Genomic DNA, 19,808 nt, shown 5'->3' with positions numbered 1-19,808 from the left:
AATGATTTCGCAAGTTAAGTTTGGGTATTGCACAAGCCCTTGCATCAAGGGCTGTTTGAACAGAAGTAAACGTAAAGCGTATTGCAGTACCCTGCATGCCACGCACGCGGCACCAGGCACTTCAAACAGTTTGAAGCCAGTTAACAAACTTATTCGAGGTCGCCAAGATGGCCAAACTCGAACTAGTGACCGCGAGCGTCGGACATGGGAATGCCTCCAGATCAATCGGATAGTTGCAACATCATCACGCGTTTCTTACAAAAGCCCAGACCCTTATGGCAGGGCCTGTTTCAACAACAAATGCGCCACTTCCTTTGCGCTGTCGGCGGCGCTGTAGTCACCCATCACTCTGGCGGTGGTGATGGCGCCCTCGATCAGCACCAGCAACTGCCGGGCCAAGGCCTGCGGGTGCTCGACCTGCAATGCCTCGGTCAACTCAAGTACATAATCCAGCAACTTTTGCTTGTGCAACTTCGCAATCTGCCGAACAGGGTCTTCGGGGTCGCCGACTTCACCGGCTGTATTGATGAATGCGCAGCCGCGAAATCCGTCTGATTCGAACCAGCCTTTAAGTACCGTAAACATGCCGAGAATACGATCTTGCGGTGTATCTGCTTGGTCGCATGCCGTTCTGAACCACTGCATCCAGCGTATATCGCGCTCACTCAACGCGGCGGCGGCCACTTCATCTTTGGTCGCGAAATAGCGATAGATGCTTTTGCGCGCGACACCCGAGGTTTTTACCAGCAAGTCCATGCCGGTGGCATGAATCCCATGTTGATAAATAAGTTGCTCGGCGGTGGTCAGGATTTTTGCTCGGGTGTCTGTCATTGGTTTCTCCTTGAAGACTAAGGTAGAACGATCGTTCTCCCTCGTCAAGCAAGCATTGGAAAAATGTTCTTGTGCCCACATGGAAAGTGACGAAAGGTTCGTCAATACCTGCCTTTGGCAGCCCCACGCTGCGGGTCACACCCAGATGGCATCCCACAGCGGATAGTCCCGCGAGCGACGCACCAACCCGGCACGCCGAGGGTAGGCGACGATCTGCCGGGCCAGCGTCAGCAGGTCGCCCTCGTGCTGGACGGGAAGGTCGTGGTAACCGGCCTGCCAGATGGGCCGACAGCTGCCCAAGGCACGGTTGATAGCCCGCGCGCTGCGGGCCTTGATACGTTGCACCAGCCGCGCTGCCGAAGCCCCGCGCAGGGCCACCAGCCAGTGCAGCCGGTCGGGCAGCACCACCCAGGCCAGGCTGTCGGCCAGGTCGTGTTCCTGGGCGGCACGCAGCTCATGCACCAGCAGCCGCCCGAGGTGGAAGTCCTGGAAAGGCGTGGTACTGGGTGCGGTCAAGGTGGTCAGGACGTGCACCTGGTGCACGCTGGCAGGCTGAACGACGGGGAATGCGGCTCCATCCATGGCGGGTACTCCTGGGCATCGGGAGTTCACAGCGTAGAGGGCCATCCCCGGCAGGGCCCTGGCAGTATTTGCCAGGGTGTTACCGACATTTCGCTCAGGAAGCACGCTCCGGAGCCGGCGCCGGGCGTTCATCCACCTGAGGACGCGCGGGCCGCATGGGTTCGTTCTCTACCTGAGTGTTGGAGTCGAAACCGGTTTCGTTGTCGGTGGTACGGGTCGCCGGGCACTGGGAAATATTGCCGGGTGCGTTTTCGTCGATTTCCATCACATCTCTCCCGTCTTGGATGCAGAACGCCTGCAAGCATGGGAGAGGTCGCCGACCGGGAAGTGCCGTGTCGGCGATGAATGGTGGCCTCAGAAATATTTCAGCCAGGCAATGTCACGGCGCCGCGCCTTCAATTCGGCAAACCAGCGCACCGCCGGGAACAGCAACGCTGCCAGCGCCGCGCTGGCCAGCCACACCGCCGCTACGCTGTCGAAACCGAAGTACTGGCCTTGGTTCAGCCCCCAGATCGCCACGGCGCTCAGGTAGAGAATCTTCAGCACGTAAAGGTGCAACAGGTAGAAGAACATCGGCGCCGCACCAAAGGTCACCAGCGGTTTGACCCAGCTGCGCTGCTGCCAGCGCTCGAAGGCGGCCAGCAACAGAAGGCCGGTGCCCAGGGTCAGGCAAGTGAACAGCAGCGACGGCGGATACTTGGTGACGTTGAAGAAGCTCATCAGTGTTTGCACCCCGCTCTCCCCCACGGCCCAGGGCTTCTCGCCATAACCATTGAGCAGGCGCAGCACCAGAAACAACGCCAGCAGGCCGGCGCCGGTGCTCAGCAGGCGGGTGCGGCGAATCGCGGCATCGGCCTGGCTGGCGAACCAGGGGCCGGCGGCGTAACCCAGGGTGATGATGCCGATCCACGGCAGCAGCGGGTAGGAGGTGCGCAGGCGCACGCCTTCGGCGAGCTGCAGCCAGCCGCGATCATGCAGCACCGCCCAAGGCACATGCATGGCCGACTCGACACCGAAATGCACGCCGTCGAGCAGGTTGTGCCCGGCGACGATCACCACCCCGAGCGCCACCAGCGCCGGGCGCGGCAAGTACACCAGCGCGGCCAGGGCGATCATGCTCAGGCCGATCACCCAGATCACCTGCAGGTAGACGACCGCGAACGGAAACTGAAAGGTCCAGGCGAAGTTGACCAGCGTCCACTCCAGCACCACCAGGAACAGACCGCGCTTGAACAGGAAGGCCGATACATCGCGGCGACCGCTGTGCTTCTCGCCATACAGAAACGCCGACAGTCCGGTAAGGAACACGAACAGCGGCGCACACAGATGCGCCAGGGTCCGGTTGAAGAACAGCGCCGGCGCGGTGGCGGTGACATCCATCGGGTCGGTCACCTGGTGATGCATGAGAAAGGTCTCGCGCACGTGGTCGAGCAGCATGAACAGAATGATCAGCCCGCGCAGGGCGTCGATCGAGCGCAGCCGCGAAGCGGGTCGAGGTTGAACGGCAATGGTCATGGAAAAACAGGGTCCGTTGTTCGAATGGGTGGTGGTACGGGGGCCTTGAGCCCGACACGGGTCAGTCAGTCATGCGTTCCTAGGCTTTTGTTGGAACGAGCGGTATGGGTCCTGGCCCCCACGCAAATCAATGGTCGCGAAGGTGTCGCTCGCGCAGTTCCTGGCGCTCCTTGGCCTCGATGCACAGGCTGGCCGTGGGCCGCAGCAAAAGGCGCTTGAGGCCGATGGCCTCGCCGGTTTCGGCGCACCAGCCAAACTCGCCACGGGCCAGGCGTTCGAGCGCGGCGTCGATCTTGTCGAGCAGCTTCTTTTCACGCTCCAGCACACGCAATTGCCAGTGCCGCTGCTCTTCGGCGGCGCCGATATCGGCCAGGTCGCTGACCGGCTCGTACTCGCGCAGGTCGTCGAATTCCCCGGCGATACGCTCCTGCAGCTCATGGCGCTGGCGCAGCAGCAGTTCGCGGAAGTAGCCCTGCTGGGCGTCGTCCATGTAGCACTCGGCCGGCTGGGCCAGGAGTTCCTGTTCAGTCATCACGGCCCCTTAGAACTCGTTCTGCAGGGCCTTGTAGCCGCGCACCAGGTCGATGTTGGTACGCGCTACATCTTCGGAGAACTCCGAGGCCGAGACGCTGACCGGCGGGAACTGGCTCAGGTCGGTGGCCGGGCCGATGCGCGTGGTGGACGGCACGTAGAAGCTCTCCGGCAGGTCGCGACCATCGACCACCGAGTTGTGGCGAATCACGCTGCCGTGGCCGACCTTGCAGTTGAACAGCACGCTGTTGAAGCCGATGAATACCCGGTAGCCGACTTCGCAGGGGCCATGCACGATGGAGCGATGGGCAATCGAGCTGTACTGGCCGATGGTCACTGCGGCGCCGGACTTGGAGTGGATCACCACGCCATCCTGAATGTTGGAGTTGGCGCCGATGACGATGGGCTGCATGTCGCCACTGGCGTCCACTTCGTCGGCGCGGATCACCGCATAGGGGCCGACGAACACGTTGTCCTGGATGATCACCTTGCCGCAGATGATCGCGGTCTTGTCGATGTACGCCGACTCGGCGATGACCGGCAGATGGCCGGACGGATTCTTGCGGATCATGCACTGCCCCTCAGATCAGGTAATTGGAGGTAGAGGCCACGGCGTCGTGGGGATGCAGGCTTTCCAGGTGCTGGACGCTGACGCTGGAGGCGGCGAAGCGGTCCTGCAAGGCGTGCTGGATCTTGCGTGCCGCATCCTCGACGTACATCAGGTTCTGGCCGTTGAGACGGGCGAAAGCCTGTTCGTCAGCGCGCTTGACCGAAGTCTGCACCGGCGTGCCCAGGGCCTGTTCGGTAAGGTCGATCAGTTCCATCAGGTGCAGACTGGCAGCCTGTTCCGGCAGGCGCACCTGAACCCGTGCCACGCTGCGCTGGCTGTGCGGCGTGGCGTACGAACCGTGCTCGCGCAACCACACCGCCACCTGTTCAGGGTCCACGGCACTGTGCCCGACGAAGCGCCGGCGAAAGGCCGCTTCGAGCAGGTGCCGCGACAAGGCCGCCGAGCACGGGCAGGTGGACGAGTACGTGACATCCACCGCCACATCCAGCTGCAGACGGCCCCCTTGCCATACCGCATCGACTTGCACCGGGTAGGCTTTCCAGCCACTCAACCCGGCGGTCACCAGGGCTGGCCGGCGGCATGGTAGATCGAAGCGCAACTGCAGCCGTGCGCTGCTGGACAGGCAATCGGCGTGGCTGACCACCATCGCCTCCAGCAGCGCATAGAGGGTATGCGGCAACACCGGCTGGTGTTCGGCAAAGCCATCGAGCAGCCGGTACAGGCGCGACATATGAATGCCCTTGACGCTGGGGTCGGCCAGGTCGACCTGCACATCGGCCTGGGCCAGCAGCGGGTATTTCTGCCCCGGCTCATCCATCAGCAAGGGCAACTGAATGCCCTGCATGCCGACCCAGTCCAGCGGGATCAAGGCTGCGGAGGTCTCGGTCAGGGCTACATCGGGAAGGTAGGTGTTCATGCTCTGGATCTCGGTCAGGCCGGAAGGAGACGTCCGGCCCCTGCTCGCTAATTTTGCAACAATATAACATCAATGGTTACATCGACGTCACGCAAAACCTGCGAGGGCGAAACGCGGGGCCAGACACGTGCGCAGGCCAGTGCAACCCGGCATACTGCGCGGCCGTCGTTTCGAAACCGCCGTAAAAGGACACGCCGTGGCCGTCATCCAAGCCATCCTGCCCATCTTTCTACTGATCGTGCTGGGCTATGGCCTGGGCCGCCGCCAGGTCATCGCCGGGGAAAACGCCAAGGCGCTGAGTACCCTGGCGTTCAAGCTGTTCATGCCGATGGTGCTGTTCACCGGCATGCTCAAGTCGCCGCTGCATGACGGCCTGGACCTCGGCGTGCTGGCGGCCTACTTCGTACCGGCGTTGCTGGTGTTCATCCTGGTCAACGCGCTGACCCACCGCTGGAGCGGGCGCCCGGTGCCTTTCGGGCTGACGGCGAGCTTTTCCAACAACCTGCTGATCGGCATCCCCATGGTCAGCACCCTGTTCGGCCCGCCCGGCCTGCTGTTGCTGTTCACCGTGGTCTCGGTGCACAGCCTGCTGCTGTTCAGCTTCCACTCGGTGTACGAAACCCTCACCGGCAGCGCACGCTTCAATGTGCGCAGCCTGGTGGCCAGCCTGGCCAACCCGATCATCATCGGCCTGCTGGCGGGCATGGCGGTGAATCTGTCCGGGTTGCCGCTGCCGTCGTGGGCCGAGCAACTGGCCACCTGGCTGGCCAAGGCAGCCCTGCCCTGCGCCTTGCTGGTGCTCGGCGCCAACCTGTCGAGCTACCGGCTGACACCCAGCGCCGAAGCGCTGAGCATCGCCGTGGCCAAGCTGCTGGTGATGCCGGTCATGGCCTGGCTGGCCTGCCATGTGCTGAGTATCGACGGCATGCCGCGCAGCGTGCTGGTGCTGATGGCCGCCGGCCCCAGCGGCGTGAACGTGCTGGCCTTCGCCACCACCCTGGAAGACAGCCAGAAGACCAGCTCGGCGATTGCCCTGACGACGCTGTTCTCGGCCGTGACCCTGCCACTCTGGATGTGGCTGGCGGGTTAGGCGCTGTCCGCGGCTGAAAATCAGCTCGGCTAGAAGGTCGCGGGGTGCTCCAGCCAGGCGAGCAGTTGCCGCACGCTGTCCTGCAAGGCGCCGGAATTGTCCAGCAGACGCACATAGGGCGCCTCGGCCAGCAGCTCGGCGGCAAAGCGTGCGTTGCGCGCCAGGCGTGCCTCGATTTCGGCGGGGGTTTCGCGGCTGCGGGCCAGCAGGCGCTGGCGCAGCACGTCCTGATCGACGGTCAGCAGGATCGCCAGCAACGCCGGATAACGCTGCCGGGTGGCCTGCAAGTGGCCACGCGACCCGTTGACCAGTACGTCATGCCCGGCCTCAAGCCAGTCATCGATCTGCGCCGGAATGCCGTAGTACAGGCCGTTGGCCTGCCAGCTGAGGGCGAAGGCCCCTTGCGCCTGCAGGGCCAGGAAGCGCTCGACGCTGACCGCCTCGGCGGCCTCGCCCACCGCTTCGGCGGAACGGGTAATGACCCGGCGCACCACCTTGCAGCCCCGCGCGGCGAGGCTGTCACGTGCGGCGTCCAGCAAACTGTCCTTGCCAGAGCCAGAAGGTCCGATGAGATAGATCAGCCTGCCAGGCATGTTCTGTCCTCGTGGCGGGGTTGCGACTGAAGCGGCGCATGGTACTGCCTGCGCAGCAGAATCTGTAGTGCTGCCGTGCTCAACGCGGCCCTTCGAGCGGCTTGATACGGTCCTGCAGGCGGCCCAGCTGGGCGTCGATCTCTCTGAAGCGCGCGGTCTTCTGCTCCACGCTCAACTGACTGGCCGCCACGTCGGTGCGTTCCTTGAATAACAGCAACTGACGGATCGGCAATAGCTGATCGTCGTTCGAGGCCACGAAGCGATTCTGTTGCAGCCCCTTGAGCACCTGCACTTCCCGCTCGGTCTTGCCATACCCGAGGAGGAAACTGCGCACCTTGGCCTTGAGCGGGGCCGGCAGCGATGTGCGCCACAGAATGGGGTCGGAAGGAATCATCTGTGACTTCCAGACCACCCTCAGGCGCGCCAACGCCTGTGGGTTCACCAAGGCCAGGCGGTCCCAGTTGTCGGTGTTGAAGGTGGCGGCATCCAGTTCACCGCTGGCCACGCCCAGGGCATTGGCTTCATGGCTCTGGTTGAGGGTGCGCTTGAAGGCCGTGGCCGGGTCGACGTGCTGGCGGGCAAACAGGTAGTAGCCGGTCACCAGATAACCCGAAGTGGAGTTGAAATCACCGTTGCCGAAGGTCAGCTGCGGGGCCAGGCGCAGCAGGTCGCTGACGGTGTGGATCGGGCTGTCGTCACGCACGATCAACAGTCCGTAATAGCCCGGCAGGCCGTTGTCCATGGAGGTCTGGGCGAAGATCTCGGCGCCTGCGCCATCCACCGCTGCCAGTGCCGCCTTGTTGCCCAGCCAGGCGATGTCGATGCGCCCCTGGCGCAGACCGTCGATCAATTCCCCATAGCCGTCGGCGAACACCGGCTGCACCGGCTGGCCGATCTGCTGACCCATGTCGTCGAGCAACGGCTGCCAGATGATCCGCAGGCTCTCACAGGCTTCGGTGGAGAGGATGCCGAAATGCAGGACGGGATCCTGCGCCCGGGCAACGGCCAACAGGCAAAAGACCAGGACGACGACAGACGCCAGCTGGCGCCCGAGACGGTGCAACATGCAATCACTCCGGTAAGAACGCTCCGGCCGACAGGCGACCGGGGGGCGAGGCTGCGGCGGCGCACGACCTGCGCCGACTGACACCCTGCAGCCTGGATGTTGCAGCGCAGTGTACCGACCATGGCAAATCGATAACAGTCAGCCAGCAGCACCTCCCGGAACATCATGGCGGCCGGGGTACGCCCCGGCTGCCGTGGCCACTCAGATTCTGAACGAACCCACCAGCTGCTGCAGGCGGCGAGTCTGCTGCTCCAGCGACTGGCAGGCCTGAAGGGTGACCTTGAGGTTGGCCACGCCCTGCTGGTTAAGGGTGTTGATCTGGGTGATGTCCAGGTTGATCGACTCGACCACGGCGGTCTGCTCTTCGGTGGCCGCCGCCACCGACTGGTTCATGCCGTTGATCTCGTCGATATGCTGGGTTACCGCGCCCAGTCGCTCACCGGCACGATTGGTGATGGCCACGCTGGTCTCGCTGTGCTGCTGGCTGGCGAGCATGGTCGTCACCGCATCCTTGGCCCCGCCCTGCAGCTCGTCGATCATGCCTTGCACTTGCTGCGCCGACTCCTGGGTGCGGTGCGCCAGATTGCGCACTTCGTCGGCCACCACCGCAAAGCCGCGCCCCGCCTCACCGGCCCGTGCAGCCTCGATGGCGGCGTTGAGCGCCAGCAGGTTGGTCTGCTGCGAGATGCCGGTGATGACTTCAAGAATCTGCCCGATGTTGGCGGTCTTGCCGTTGAGCGCCTCGATGTGCGCGCAGGATTCGCTGATCTTGCCCGACAGCGCGTTCATGGCGCTGATCGACTCTTGCATCACCTGGCGACCGTCGCCCGCCATCTGGCTGGCATCTGCCGACTTCTGCGAGGTCTGCGCGGCGTTGCGGGCGATTTCCTGGGCTGTGGCGCCCAATTCGTTGATGGCTGCCGCCACGCTTTCGGTGCGATGCGACTGCTCGTCCGACTGGCCCATCGACGCATGCGACACCTCCACCACCTGGCCTGCAGCCGCGCCCAACTGGGCAGCGGTGGACGCCACTTCGCGGATCGAGGCATGGATACGCTCGACGAACTGGTTGAACGAGCCGGCCAGCTCACCGAACTCGTCCTGGGAGTTGACCGACAGGCGCTGGGTCAGGTCGCCCTCGCCAGCGGCGATGTCACGCATGGCGCCGCTCATGCGGTGCAGCGGTTGCATCAGCACGCGGATCAGCAGGCCGAGGATGAGGATCACTGCCAGCACCACCACCAGCATCGCCGTGATCGCCGAGCTGCGGAACTCACCTAGCATCGCGTAGGCAGCGTTCTGTTCCAGCACCAGGGCCACGTACCAGCGACTGGCGGTCGGCCCTTCCACCGGGGTAAAGGCGATGATCTCGCCACGCCCACCGGTCTCGACTTCACTCACACCGGGCGCGACCTTGGGGGTGTCCTGCGGGTACAGCTCGCTCAGCGGCTTGAGCAAGCGGCTGGCGTCCGGGTGCACCAGTACCCGGCCTTCGGCGTTGACGATGAATGCATAACCGTGCCCGCCGAAATTCAGCGAGTTGATGGTCTTGCTGATGGCCTCCAGGCTGATGTCAGCCCCGGCCACGCCAACCAGTTGCCCCTGGCGGTTGACCGGCGTGGCGACGGTGACCACCAGCTTGCCGCTGGAGCTGGCGATGTAGGGGTCGGTGACCACGGTCTTGCCGGCGGTCTGCGCGGCCTTGTACCAGCCGCGCGCACGCGGGTCGTAGTCGGCCGGGCGATTACCGGTCGGGATGGAGAACATCAGCCCGCTGCTGGCGCCGAAGTAGCTCAGCTGGAAGTTCTCGGTGTAGGCCGGCAGGTCGATGGCGCGGCGCAACGCCGGGACGTCCTGGCCATCCAGCGCGACCTGCTGGGCCATGGATTGCAGCAACTGGCTGCGGCCTTCCAGCCACACCTGGATGTTCTGCGTGGTCAGGGTGCCCAGTTGTTGAAGTTCGTTCAGCACATTGCTCTTCAATGTCTGCCGTTGCCGGTAATCATTGGCGACGATGAACACGGTAAATGCCACGCCCACGGTCAACGCAGCCGCCAGCAGGATTTTCTTGCTGAAACCCAGACTTCTCATTAAGTGATCCAATTTCGAAACTTTATCGGTGAATACGCGAAGCTGTATCACATGTCGTCCGATAAGCCCTGTTGCACGCAAGGCCTTATCGGCGGCCGGTTGCGACCGCTCTAAAGCGCCACTCACAGCCGGGAGGCCGGTCGACGGGATAATCGATCCGCTACAACAAACTGTGACGGCCAAAATAACGGCTACTTGATATCACATGACCTGGTTTTTTTCATGACAGCTGGTCAGATACCCGACAGGCGCAAACGAAATTCGATAACCGAGATATTGCGGACTGTTTCCCAAACTGATCGGCAAAGCGTGCAAGTGAGCAAATACTGACTATCGTTGCAATCATCCCCGAAGTCATGAGGATGCGCCCATGGACATTGAACACGTATTCGCCGATCTGCAAAGCCTGCCCAGCATCCCCAAGGTCGCTCAGGACCTGATGCTGCAATTCGACAACCCTTCTTCGAGCCTGGAGAGCATCGCCCGCAACATCGAAAAGGACCCGGTAATCTCCGCCAAGATCCTGCGCCTGGCCAACTCGGCGCGCTTCAGGGGCTCGCGGGACTCTTCGAGCATCGAAGACGCAGCCATGCGCCTGGGCTTCAACACCCTGCGCACACTGGTGATGGCCTCGGCGGTGACGGGTGCGTTCAAGGCGGTTCCCAACTTCGACCTCAAGGACTTCTGGCTCAAGAGCTTCGAGGTGGCCGGCATTGCCCGGCTGCTGGCCAAACAGACCGGCGTGGATGCGGAAATCGCCTTCACCTGCGGGGTGATGCACAACATCGGTGAACTGCTGATCCAGACCGGCGCCCCTGCAGTGGCCGAACGGCTGAACAACGCCAGTCGCTCCGGCGCCTCGGGCCGTGCGGCCAACGAAACCCTGCACCTGGGCTTCGGCTACCCTGAAGTGGGCGCGGAACTGGCGCGACGCTGGCATCTGCCGAACGTGATCCAGCAGGCCATCGCCTTCCAGGCGCGGCCGATGCAGGCTCCGGAGAATGCCCCGTTGCCGCGCATCATCGCCCAGGCCATCGTCGTCTGCGAGGCGCTGCAGGAGCACGGTGGAGCCACTCCCGAGGCCATGGCGGCGGTGAGCGGCCCGCTGTTCGACGGCATCGACCTGGATACGCTGTTCAAGCAGTTGCCGGCGGTGCTGGAAGCCGACCAGGCATTCGCCCAACTGTTGACCTGAGCACTCCCGCGGCGCGGCGGCGCACTGCACCGCCGTCCCGCCGCAGCCGACCATGGGTGCCCAGCCGCCGCGCAGGCCACCCCCCCTCGTCGGCCACGGGAGTCACCCTTGCTCAACCCAACACCGCTGCCTTCATTGACCCGCCTTCGCCGGCTCTTCGACCTGCGGCCTGGAGAGGAGCGCCCGGTCCTGCTCGGCCTGGGCGTGTTCGTGCTGCTGTTCACCGGCTACTTCATGCTGCGCCCGGTACGCGAAGTGATGGGCGTGGCGGGTGGCGTCGACAACCTGCAATGGCTGTTCAGCGCTACCTTCGTCGCCACCCTGTCCGCGCTGCCGATGTTTGGTTGGCTGGCTTCGCGGCTCGACCGCGCACGGTTGCTGAGTGCGGTATTCGGCTTTTTCGTCGCCAACCTGCTGGGCTTCGCAGCGGCCCTGGCTGTGGAACCGGACAACCTGTGGACCGGTCGGGTGTTCTACGTGTGGCTGTCGGTGTTCAACCTGCTGAGCATTTCTTTGGCCTGGAGCGTGCTCGCCGATGTGTTCAGCAACGCCCAGGCCAAGCGGCTGTTCGCGCTGATCGCCGGCGGCGCCAGCCTGGGTGGCCTGCTCGGCCCGCTAAGCGGAACGCTGTTGGTGGTGTACCTGGGGCATGCCGGCCTGCTGGTGCTCTCGGCCCTGCTGCTGGCCGGCAGCCTGGCTTGTGCGTTGGGCCTGCTGCGCTGGCGTGAAACCAAGGCTCCCGACGCCGAGGCCGTCGAGCAACGCCGCCAGCCGCTGGGCGGCAACCCACTGGCCGGCGCCACGGCGGTGCTGCGCACGCCTTTTCTGCTGGGCATCGCGCTGTTCGTGATCCTGCTGGCCAGCGTCAGCACCTTCCTGTACTTCGAACAGGCGCGCATCGTCGCCGAGCGCTTTCCCGAGCGCATTACCCAAACCCAGGTGTTCGGCCTGCTGGATACCGTGGTGCAGGCCTTGGCGATCTTCACCCAGCTGTTTCTCACCGGACGTATCGCCAGCAAGCTCGGTGTCGGCCTGCTGCTCACCGCCGTGCCCCTGGCCCTGACCGTCGGTTTCGTGCTGCTGGCCGTGGCGCCGGTGTTCGGCGTGTTCGCCCTGGTGATGGTGCTGCGCCGCGCCGGCGAATACGCGCTGGTGCGCCCTGGTCGCGAGATGCTCTACAGCGTGGTCGGCGCCGAGCAGAAGTACAAGGCCAAGAACTTCATCGACACGGTGGTCTATCGCGGCGGCGATGCGCTCAGCGGCTGGCTCAAGCGTGGTCTGGACCTGCTCGGCGAACACCCGGCACTGGCCATGCTGTGCGGCGCCGCGCTGTCGCTGCTGTGGGCCTGGGTCGGCCTGCGCCTGGGCCGGGCGCGGCGCCAGCGTGAAGCGCTGCCGTTCAGCCCCGCACCGCGCGATACAGGGCGCGGATCAGGTCCGACTGGGTGATGATGCCGACCAGGCGCTGGGTGTCGTCGATGATCGGAATATGCCGGTGGCCGTTGTCCGAGAACACCGGCACCAGGTCCAGCAGCAGTCGGTCGCTGCTCGATACGCGCACGGTGCGGGTCATGATCTGCCCCACCGTACGTACCTCGGCGGCTTTCTTCGGACGCACCAGGGTGCGCAGCCGCCAGGCGATGCCATCGTGTACGTCGAGGTCGATCTGGCCCATGAAGTCGGCCACGGTGAGGATGCCCAGCAGGTGCTGCTGGCGATCGGTGACCGGCAGCGCCTTGATGCGGTGCTCACGCATCAAGGCCCAGGCCTCGCGCAGGGAGGTTTCCTGACGCACCGTCAGCGGGTTGCGGGTCATCACGTCACGGCAACGCAGCTCGCCGACGCTGCGCTGGAAGTTCAGCGCCTCGACCTGCTCCAGAAGCGTTTCCAGATCATCGCGGCTGATATCGAGAATCTGGTTGTAGCGCGCCAGCACCGCGTCCAGGTCACTGCGCTGCAGGTGGGTGGGCGCCGCCTTGGTCGGCAGTGGCAAGTGCGGCCAGCTGCGCCCGGTCAGGTTGTTGTAGACCAGCCCGGCGGCCACCATCAGCAATGAGTCCACCAGCACCGGGCTGAACGCGAACTCGAAGCGCTCGCAACCGATCAGCACCATCAGCAGCGCCGAAGCCCCGCCCGGCGGGTGCAGGCAGCGCATGAACAGCATCAGCGCAATCGACAGCCCCACCGCCAGCGCCGCCGCCAGGCCGGCGTCGGGAATCCATTTGCAACAGGCAATACCCACCAGCGCCGACAACGTATTGCCGCCCACCACCGACCACGGCTGGGCCAGCGGGCTGGACGGCACGGCGAACACCAGTACCGCACTGGCGCCCAGCGGCGCCACCAGCGCCAGGGCCAGCAGACCGTGCTGGTGGGCGGCCTGACCATTGAGCCAGAACGCCGCGCCGAGCCCGACCAGGAGGATCCCCAGCGCCGCACCTCCACTGGCACGCAGGCGTTCAAGGCTGTCGATGGCATGAGGCGCGGGCCAGAAGGCACGCAAAAAGGCGAACAGACGAGCACGCAGGCGCGACTCGGATGAGGGAGTTTTAGGCATGGAATCGGGCAGTCAACAATAAGGTGGAACAGCGCCGCCAGGTGGCCTGGCGATCAATGAGGTCTGCGCCCGATGGTAGCGCGGATTGCCACGCGGGGCGAATCACGACCTTTGGCCAGTCGCCAGCATCGTGCCGGATTCTGCGGTGGGACAGCGCCGATTAAGCTTGCTGAAACGTTTCTTCAGGTCTATAAAAATGGCACAACTCCAAGAAAGGCTGCTGTCATGACCCCTATTAAGTTTTTCGTTGCACTCGGCGCACTGTCCGCTGCCTCCCACGCCATGGCCTGGGATTACGTTCTGCTCGACACCGACAAGGCCGCCCAGCCGTGGCAGATCACCAGCGAACAACTCGGCGTGAAAACCGACAAACCCTTCAGTGTCACCCTGCGCACCCTGCACGGCGGGCGGCAGGAAGGCGTCAGCATCGTCGACATCGACAACGGCACCCTGAAGCTTTCCGTGGTGCCGACGCGCGGCATGAACGTCTTGCAGGCTTCGGTTGGCGATGTGCGTATGGGCTGGGATTCGCCGGTCAAGGAAGTGGTCAACCCGGCCTTCATCGAACTCAATGGCCGCGGTGGCCTGGGCTGGCTGGAAGGCTTCAACGAGCTGGTCACCCGCTGTGGCTACGAATGGGTCGGCCACCCCGGCATGGACAATGGCGAACTGCTGACCCTGCATGGCCGGGCCGCGAACATTCCAGCCAGCAAGGTCACCCTGCACATCGATGAAAAACCGCCCTACGCCATCACCCTGCGTGGAGAGCTGAAAGAGCAGGCCTTCAAGAAGGTCGACTTCTCCGTCGCCACCGAGCTGGTCACCGAGCCCGGCAGCGTGACCTTCGCCCTCAACGACACCCTGACCAACAACGGCGATTATCCGAAGGAATACCAGGCGCTGTATCACAGCAACTTCAGCACGCCGTTCCTGGAGCAAGGCGCGCGGTTCGCCGCACCGGTGAAACAGGTGTCGCCGTTCAACGACAAGGCCAAGGGCGACCTGGCCGATTGGCAAACCTATCGCGCGCCCACCAAGGACTACGACGAAACGGTCTACAACGTGGTGCCCTACGCCGACGCCAAGGGCGACACCCTGACCGTACTGCACAACAAGGCCGGCAGCCTGGGCGTCTCGGTCGGTTTCAACACCCAGACCCTGCCGGTGTTCTCGCTGTGGAAAAACACCGACACCCAGGGCCAGGGCTACGTCACCGGGCTGGAGCCTGGCACCAGCTTCTCCTACAACCGTCGTTACCAGCGCCCGCTGAACCTGGTGCCGACCATCGCGCCGAAGGAACACAAGCAGTTCCGCATCCAGTACAGCCTGTTGGCTGACAAGCCGGCGGTGGACAAGGCCCTGAAGCAGGTGAGCGAGATTCAGGGCGGGCGGGAAACCGAAGTGCGGCAGACGCCGCTGGTCGATCTGAGCAAGGAATGACATCGGCAGGCACAATGCCAGCCCTGGAGCGACTTACAGATCGTTTCAGGGCCGCCCGCCCTTACGCTACAGCCCATCAGCCTCGGCCAAGCCGGCAGTGATAGCCGCCTCGACCCACAAACCTCTACACTCCTCGCCCCAAGGTCCGAGAGCGCTCAGGCGATGCGTTTACTTCTAGTGGTTTTACTGGCTCTGCCTTCCCTGGCAATGGCCCTGCCGGCGCTGCAGGATACCGAGCTTTACCAGCGCAAAACGGCAGACTGTCACGATGTCGACCTGGCGACCTGGCACCACCCAGCCCGCGCCGTGCTGGAGAAGAACCAGGTCAAGCTGGAACGCGTACAGCTGTGCAACCAGGACCACTACCCCATCTTCACCGGGCAGGTGCCCTACGACCCCACCGGGCTGACGAAAAGCTATTTCCTCTCGCTGTACCAGGAACTGCGCAAAGCCAACGGCAAATGGCCCTACGCCCTGGTGGCCACCAGCGACGACATCGTGGTGTACGTCAGCTATCCGGCCAACGATGGGATTGCGCTGGATTACGAGCGGTATGAGGCGCCTTAGGGGGATTGCGCTGGCAAGGTCGGCTCATCCACGCTGACCCCATCCAGATACTCCTCGAATGCCGCCAAGGCGCGTATCTGGAGGATCAGTGCATGACGCCATCAGCGTTGGCAGCCGAGCCTACGCTCAGCACGCGCAAGAAATCGGAGTGGATGCGCGCGGCCCGCCGTCATCATTGGCAAGCGTGAAGCCTTCATCCAGCCAGCCCGTGACGCCACCGATCATTTCCTTGACCGCGTAACCCAACCGGGCCAGCCGAACGGCGGCCCGGTGAACACCGTTGCAGTGGGGCCCGGCACAGTAGACGACAAACAGGGTATCGGCAGGAAACGCCGCCAAACGTTCGGCGGTGATGGTCTTGGTCGGCAGGCTCAGCGCACCGGGCACATGTCCTGCAGCGAAAGCGGCAGCGCCGCGTACATCCACCAGTACATAGTCGATCTCGCCAGCCTGCTGGCTGTGGTAGACGTCCGAGCAATCGGTTTCAAAGCGCAGGCGATTGCTGAAATGGGCAAGGGCCTCGTTGGCACTGGCGGCTGGGGTTTGGGTGATCAGGCTGGACATGGCGCTGTTTCTCGCAAATGGGGTTGGGCCACTTTAGGCGCGTGAGTGACTGCGCTACAGTGGCGAACTCGACAGCCACTGGTAACTTTCCGCCAAATGCATGATGCCCCCGGTTTGGTCGCCATTCTGGCCTACGACGGCCTGTGTACTTTCGAGTTCGGCATTGCCATCGAGATCTTCGCGCTGCCACGCCCCGAGTTCGACTTTGCCTGGTATCGACACGCCGTGGTGGCGGCCGACCAGGGTCCCATGCGCGCGCTCGGCGGTTTTGCGGTTAGCGCCGACGCGGGCCATGAAGCGCTTGAAGCGGCACGCACCATCATCATTCCAGGCTGGCGCAACCGGGACGAGCCTCCTCCCCCGGCATTGCTGGCCGAACTGCGCAAAGCACATGCGCGTGGCGCGCGGCTGCTGTCGATCTGCTCCGGCGTTTTTGTATTGGCCGCCGCCGGGCTGCTCGATGGCAAGCGAGCAACCACTCACTGGCGCTACTGTGAAGAACTCGCAGCACGCTTCCCGGCAATAGAAGTGGATGCAGCGGTGCTCTACGTCGACAACGGCCAGATCATCACATCGGCAGGCAGCGCCGCCGGCATCGACGCCTGTCTGCACCTGGTCGAACGGGACTTCGGTGCACATATCTCCAACACCGTCGCTCGGCGCCTGGTGATGGCGCCACTGCGTGCCGGGGGACAGGCGCAGTTCATTCCAGCACCGGTCGCGCCAACACCCCGGCACGACCTGGCGGCGGTACTCGACTGGGCGCGTGAACATCTGAGCGAGCCGCTGACCATTCGCGACATGGCAGCAAAAGCCTTGATGAGCGAGCGCACCTTTCTACGCCGCTTCAGCGAAGCGACCGGCATGACGCCCAAAGCCTGGCTGCAACATTCACGCATGGCCCAGGCTCGCTCGCTGCTCGAAAGCAGCATCCTCAATACCGAGCAGATTGCCGAACGCTGCGGCTTCGCCTCGGTGGAGAGCTTCCGGGTGGCCTTCCGAAAAACGGTCGGCCTGGCACCGTCGTTCTACCGGGACAGTTTTGGGCGTTGAGGCGGGTGGCCGGGGTGAGCGGGTGAAGATCCTGAAACAGCTTCGCGACGCTTGAACATCGACGAGATTGCCGAGAAGCTAGCCCGCGCCATTGTGACCGACCTTTCCAACCTGCAAGAGAGATAAGCATGGACATCACTTCCCGGTTGAGCCCTTTGCCGAGCAGCGCCATGACGGATGATCAGCAAAGGGTGCTGGCCGAGATTCTCCAGGGGCCGCGGGGCAATCTCGATGGTCCTTTCCTGGCCTGGATTCACAGCCCGTCGCTGGCCGATCATGCACAGCGGCTGGGTGCATTCTGCCGGTACGGTACCGGGCTCGAACTGCGCTTGAGCGAGTTGGCGATTCTTACCACGGCAGCCTGGTGGCGTTCGCAAGCCGAGTGGCAAATCCATGAGCCTATTGCCAAAGGCGCGGGGCTTTCTGATGCAGTACTGGAAGCACTCAAGCAGCAGAAGACACCCACGTTCGAGCAGCAGGATGAACAGTGTGTTTATGACATTGGCAAAGCGCTTTACGAAACCCGCCGCGTCCCTGCCGATCTTTACCAGCAAGGCGTGACCTTGTTCGGTGAACAAGGAATGGTCGAACTGGTCGGCGTATACGGCTACTACACGCTGGTGGCCATGACCCTGAATGTGTTTGAAGTGCGAAGAGGCTCGGATACAGCACTGCCTTTCGATGAATAGTGAAACAGCCTACAGACAATACTGTTCGGTTAAGCGTCACGGGGCTCGGTGGGAGCGGCTTTAGCCGCGAAAGCGCCAGGAAATTCACTGCATCTGCTGTGAACATGCCGTCGCCTCGCGGCTGAAGCCGCTTGTGTCTTTCGACAGGGTAAAGTCAGAGGTGAGAGGGGTGGATGGCAACTGTTAAGCCGCGGTGCCCTGGAGCACGTGTAGGAGCCCAACTGCCATCCACTCTTTTCACTCTGACTCCAAGCTCGAACAGTTGACTGAGTCCGACCTCGAACAACAAGCGTGAGCCCGTTCAGAGTGACCTCTCGCCCTTAAGCCTAGAGGTTTTTCTTATGACCGCCTACGCCGGAATCGATGTCGCCAAAGATACCCTGCAGATTGCGCTGTATCCCCAGAGCAATAGCTTCTGCACCACCAACACCTCTGAAGGAATCCACCAGCTTATCCAATGGTTGAGTGATAACCGGGTCGAGCAGGTACTGGTTGAGGCCACAGGCGGCTATGAAAGGTTATCGGTCAAACTCCTGGCCAAGGCCAGATTCAAGGTCATGCGTATCAATCCGCTGCGTGCTCGCCAGTTCGCTCTGGCCATGGGCAAGCAAGCCAAAACCGACTCGATCGATGCGCAGATGCTGGCCATGTTCGCCCATGCCTTGCGAAAGAAAGAGTTTGTGGTGGCCGATGAAGCGCGCGATAAGTTGACCGAACTGGTGAACCAGCGTGACGCCTTCGTTCAGCAGCGTGATGACAACCGTCGCCGTATTCAACAAGCGCAAGAACCTGAAGTGCAGCAGGCCTATCGGGAGCTCAATGCCAAAATCCAAGAGATGATCAAGGCAGCAGACCGACGCATTGCTGCACAGACTCGACAGGTCGATGGGGCCTTGGTGGACCGCCTGCAAGCGATCAAAGGCATCGGCGCGGTGTCGATCTCCAGCCTGTTTTGCTATCTGCCCGAGCTGGGGGATCTGAGTCGTGGACAGGTGGCGGCCTTGGCAGGAGTGGCGCCTTACAACAACGACAGTGGGACTAAGCGCGGTAACCGGCACATTTACGGCGGACGCGCGAAGCTACGCCGTGCGATGTACATGAGTACCTTGGTGATGGTCCGTTACAACGAGGACTTCAAGAACCGATACGCTCAACTTCGCGCCCGAGGTAAGTGCGCGAAGGTGGCGCTGACGGCGTGCATGCGAGTCCTGCTGGTGAGGTTAAACGCCATGGTGCGAGATGGTGCACCATGGCGAGAGGGTGCAATTTGACCGTTGGTCGATCTTCGGTGAAAGACAGTTGGCTCCTACCCGGTCTAACTGACCAGTATTGCGGCTAAAGCCGCCCCCACCGATCCAGCGAATACCCAGAATTCCCGTAATGGCTAGCGCTTTCAGCAATCACTTGATACTTGAAGGCCCGGCGCTTTTCACAGTCATTTACTGGCCGGCAAACCGCGCATTTCGTTGAGGAACTTGTCGAAATCACTTTTGACCATCACGTTGAGTGCGACCCAACCGATGCGCGTTTTATACATCTTGATGGTGACCCCCACAGGCTTGCTGGAGTAATTCACTACGTAATTAAGAATGCTCACACGCTGCCCGAAGCGCTCTTCTTTGTACAAATCAGCATCCAAAAAATCTCCCGCGTCCTCGAGCTGCTCTTCAAGCTGCTTGGAGAAGCCATCCAGCATTTCCGTATCTGACTTTTGTTCATTCTTTGCGGCGCTGAACATGACCTTGAACATTCCTTTGAAGTCTTTCTCTCCGACTTTCTGTATCAACTTATCGGGAACGCCGCCGTAATCCGGTACGTCCTGCGCGTGCGCAAAGCCAGCCACGCTGAGAAACAAGCTAAACAAGGTAAAACGCAGGATACTCATGAGACGTCCTTGATCGATGCAATGTCTTGAGGGGGAAAAACGGGAGCCTATAAGGCTGCGGGCATCCATGAA

The 19,808-nt window shown here is 62.8% G+C and carries 21 protein-coding genes and 1 pseudogene; 8 read left to right on the top strand and 14 right to left on the bottom strand.

The genetic code is table 11. From position 1 onward, the window contains the following. Positions 1 to 273 precede the first annotated feature (273 nt). From RRX38_RS01015 to folE2, 7 genes are all read right to left on the bottom strand, one after another. A complete protein-coding gene (locus tag RRX38_RS01015; RefSeq protein WP_315961131.1) occupies positions 274 to 831 on the bottom strand; it encodes a TetR/AcrR family transcriptional regulator in 558 nt (185 codons plus the stop codon). A gap of 135 nt (positions 832 to 966) precedes the next feature. After that, a complete protein-coding gene (locus tag RRX38_RS01010) occupies positions 967 to 1,413 on the bottom strand; it encodes an REP-associated tyrosine transposase (RefSeq protein WP_295477503.1) in 447 nt (148 codons plus the stop codon). Positions 1,414 to 1,507: 94 nt separating this feature from the next. Further along, positions 1,508 to 1,678, bottom strand: coding sequence for a hypothetical protein (locus tag RRX38_RS01005; protein WP_315961130.1), 171 nt, complete (start codon positions 1,676 to 1,678; stop codon positions 1,508 to 1,510). An 89-nt stretch (positions 1,679 to 1,767) separates the two neighbouring features. After that, positions 1,768 to 2,928, bottom strand: a complete 1,161-nt coding sequence (locus RRX38_RS01000; RefSeq protein ID WP_315961129.1) for a DUF1624 domain-containing protein — start codon at positions 2,926 to 2,928, stop codon at positions 1,768 to 1,770. A 127-nt stretch (positions 2,929 to 3,055) separates the two neighbouring features. Continuing rightward, the gene (gene dksA, locus RRX38_RS00995; protein ID WP_295477509.1) at positions 3,056 to 3,460 is read right to left on the bottom strand and encodes an RNA polymerase-binding protein DksA; all 405 of its coding nucleotides are present in this window, start codon (positions 3,458 to 3,460) and stop codon (positions 3,056 to 3,058) included. A 9-nt stretch (positions 3,461 to 3,469) separates the two neighbouring features. Further along, entirely contained in the window at positions 3,470 to 4,030 is a 561-nt protein-coding gene (locus RRX38_RS00990; RefSeq protein ID WP_315961128.1) for a carbonate dehydratase, read from the bottom strand. A 10-nt stretch (positions 4,031 to 4,040) separates the two neighbouring features. Beyond that, positions 4,041 to 4,946 carry a GTP cyclohydrolase FolE2 gene (gene folE2, locus RRX38_RS00985; RefSeq protein WP_315961127.1) on the bottom strand — a complete coding sequence of 302 codons (906 nt, stop codon included), beginning with the start codon at positions 4,944 to 4,946 and terminating at the stop codon, positions 4,041 to 4,043. A 196-nt stretch (positions 4,947 to 5,142) separates the two neighbouring features. On the opposite strand from folE2, the gene RRX38_RS00980 reads away from it, so the two are divergent. Beyond that, positions 5,143 to 6,036 carry an AEC family transporter gene (locus RRX38_RS00980; protein ID WP_315961126.1) on the top strand — a complete coding sequence of 298 codons (894 nt, stop codon included), beginning with the start codon at positions 5,143 to 5,145 and terminating at the stop codon, positions 6,034 to 6,036. A gap of 29 nt (positions 6,037 to 6,065) precedes the next feature. Here RRX38_RS00980 and phnN read toward each other — a convergent pair whose 3' ends face one another. The 4 genes and pseudogenes from phnN to RRX38_RS24900 form a co-directional block, all read right to left on the bottom strand. After that, positions 6,066 to 6,629 (bottom strand): phosphonate metabolism protein/1,5-bisphosphokinase (PRPP-forming) PhnN, encoded by a 564-nt coding sequence (phnN, locus tag RRX38_RS00975; RefSeq protein ID WP_315961125.1) that lies wholly within the window; start codon positions 6,627 to 6,629, stop codon positions 6,066 to 6,068. A gap of 79 nt (positions 6,630 to 6,708) precedes the next feature. After that, entirely contained in the window at positions 6,709 to 7,695 is a 987-nt protein-coding gene (phnD, locus tag RRX38_RS00970; protein ID WP_315961124.1) for a phosphate/phosphite/phosphonate ABC transporter substrate-binding protein, read from the bottom strand. A gap of 201 nt (positions 7,696 to 7,896) precedes the next feature. Then, a complete protein-coding gene (locus RRX38_RS24905) occupies positions 7,897 to 8,661 on the bottom strand; it encodes a methyl-accepting chemotaxis protein (protein ID WP_410524886.1) in 765 nt (254 codons plus the stop codon). A 90-nt stretch (positions 8,662 to 8,751) separates the two neighbouring features. After that, a pseudogene (locus RRX38_RS24900) lies at positions 8,752 to 9,786 on the bottom strand (cache domain-containing protein); the annotation flags it as partial. 370 nt (positions 9,787 to 10,156) lie between these two features. Between RRX38_RS24900 and RRX38_RS00960 the strand changes: the two are divergent. Beyond that, entirely contained in the window at positions 10,157 to 10,981 is an 825-nt protein-coding gene (locus RRX38_RS00960; RefSeq protein WP_295477523.1) for an HDOD domain-containing protein, read from the top strand. A gap of 108 nt (positions 10,982 to 11,089) precedes the next feature. Further along, complete coding sequence (locus tag RRX38_RS00955) at positions 11,090 to 12,430, top strand: NTP/NDP exchange transporter (protein WP_315961123.1); 1,341 nt, start codon at positions 11,090 to 11,092, stop codon at positions 12,428 to 12,430. Here the strand turns inward: RRX38_RS00955 and RRX38_RS00950 are convergent. Next, positions 12,381 to 13,538: an HPP family protein gene (locus RRX38_RS00950; RefSeq protein WP_315961122.1), complete on the bottom strand. Its 1,158-nt coding sequence runs from the start codon at positions 13,536 to 13,538 to the stop codon at positions 12,381 to 12,383. The genes RRX38_RS00955 and RRX38_RS00950 overlap by 50 nt on opposite strands. Positions 13,539 to 13,763: 225 nt before the next feature. Here RRX38_RS00950 and RRX38_RS00945 point away from each other — a divergent pair, with 225 nt between their 5' ends. Together RRX38_RS00945 and RRX38_RS00940 are read left to right on the top strand one after the other, a co-directional pair. Beyond that, positions 13,764 to 14,978, top strand: a complete 1,215-nt coding sequence (locus tag RRX38_RS00945) for an aldose 1-epimerase family protein (protein WP_315961121.1) — start codon at positions 13,764 to 13,766, stop codon at positions 14,976 to 14,978. Between the two features lie 162 nt (positions 14,979 to 15,140). Further along, positions 15,141 to 15,545 carry a hypothetical protein gene (locus RRX38_RS00940; protein ID WP_295477531.1) on the top strand — a complete coding sequence of 135 codons (405 nt, stop codon included), beginning with the start codon at positions 15,141 to 15,143 and terminating at the stop codon, positions 15,543 to 15,545. A gap of 126 nt (positions 15,546 to 15,671) precedes the next feature. Here the strand turns inward: RRX38_RS00940 and RRX38_RS00935 are convergent, their stop codons facing one another. After that, positions 15,672 to 16,109, bottom strand: a complete 438-nt coding sequence (locus tag RRX38_RS00935) for a rhodanese-like domain-containing protein (RefSeq protein ID WP_295477533.1) — start codon at positions 16,107 to 16,109, stop codon at positions 15,672 to 15,674. Between the two features lie 96 nt (positions 16,110 to 16,205). On the opposite strand from RRX38_RS00935, the gene ftrA reads away from it, so the two are divergent. From ftrA to RRX38_RS00920, 3 genes are all read left to right on the top strand, one after another. Then, a complete protein-coding gene (ftrA, locus tag RRX38_RS00930; RefSeq protein ID WP_315961120.1) occupies positions 16,206 to 17,162 on the top strand; it encodes a transcriptional regulator FtrA in 957 nt (318 codons plus the stop codon). A 128-nt stretch (positions 17,163 to 17,290) separates the two neighbouring features. Then, a complete protein-coding gene (locus RRX38_RS00925; RefSeq protein ID WP_315961119.1) occupies positions 17,291 to 17,851 on the top strand; it encodes a carboxymuconolactone decarboxylase family protein in 561 nt (186 codons plus the stop codon). Positions 17,852 to 18,192: 341 nt separating this feature from the next. Next, positions 18,193 to 19,122 (top strand): IS110 family transposase, encoded by a 930-nt coding sequence (locus RRX38_RS00920; protein WP_315959592.1) that lies wholly within the window; start codon positions 18,193 to 18,195, stop codon positions 19,120 to 19,122. 164 nt (positions 19,123 to 19,286) lie between these two features. Here RRX38_RS00920 and RRX38_RS00915 read toward each other — a convergent pair whose 3' ends face one another. Then, positions 19,287 to 19,736 (bottom strand): hypothetical protein, encoded by a 450-nt coding sequence (locus RRX38_RS00915; protein ID WP_315961118.1) that lies wholly within the window; start codon positions 19,734 to 19,736, stop codon positions 19,287 to 19,289. Positions 19,737 to 19,808: the final 72 nt, after the last annotated feature.

It is taken from the genome of Pseudomonas sp. DTU_2021_1001937_2_SI_NGA_ILE_001 (genome assembly GCF_032463525.1).
Classification (GTDB): Bacteria; Pseudomonadota; Gammaproteobacteria; order Pseudomonadales; family Pseudomonadaceae; genus Aquipseudomonas.
Note: the sequence above shows the minus strand (reverse complement) of the source record. Positions and strands in the feature narration are given on the sequence as shown.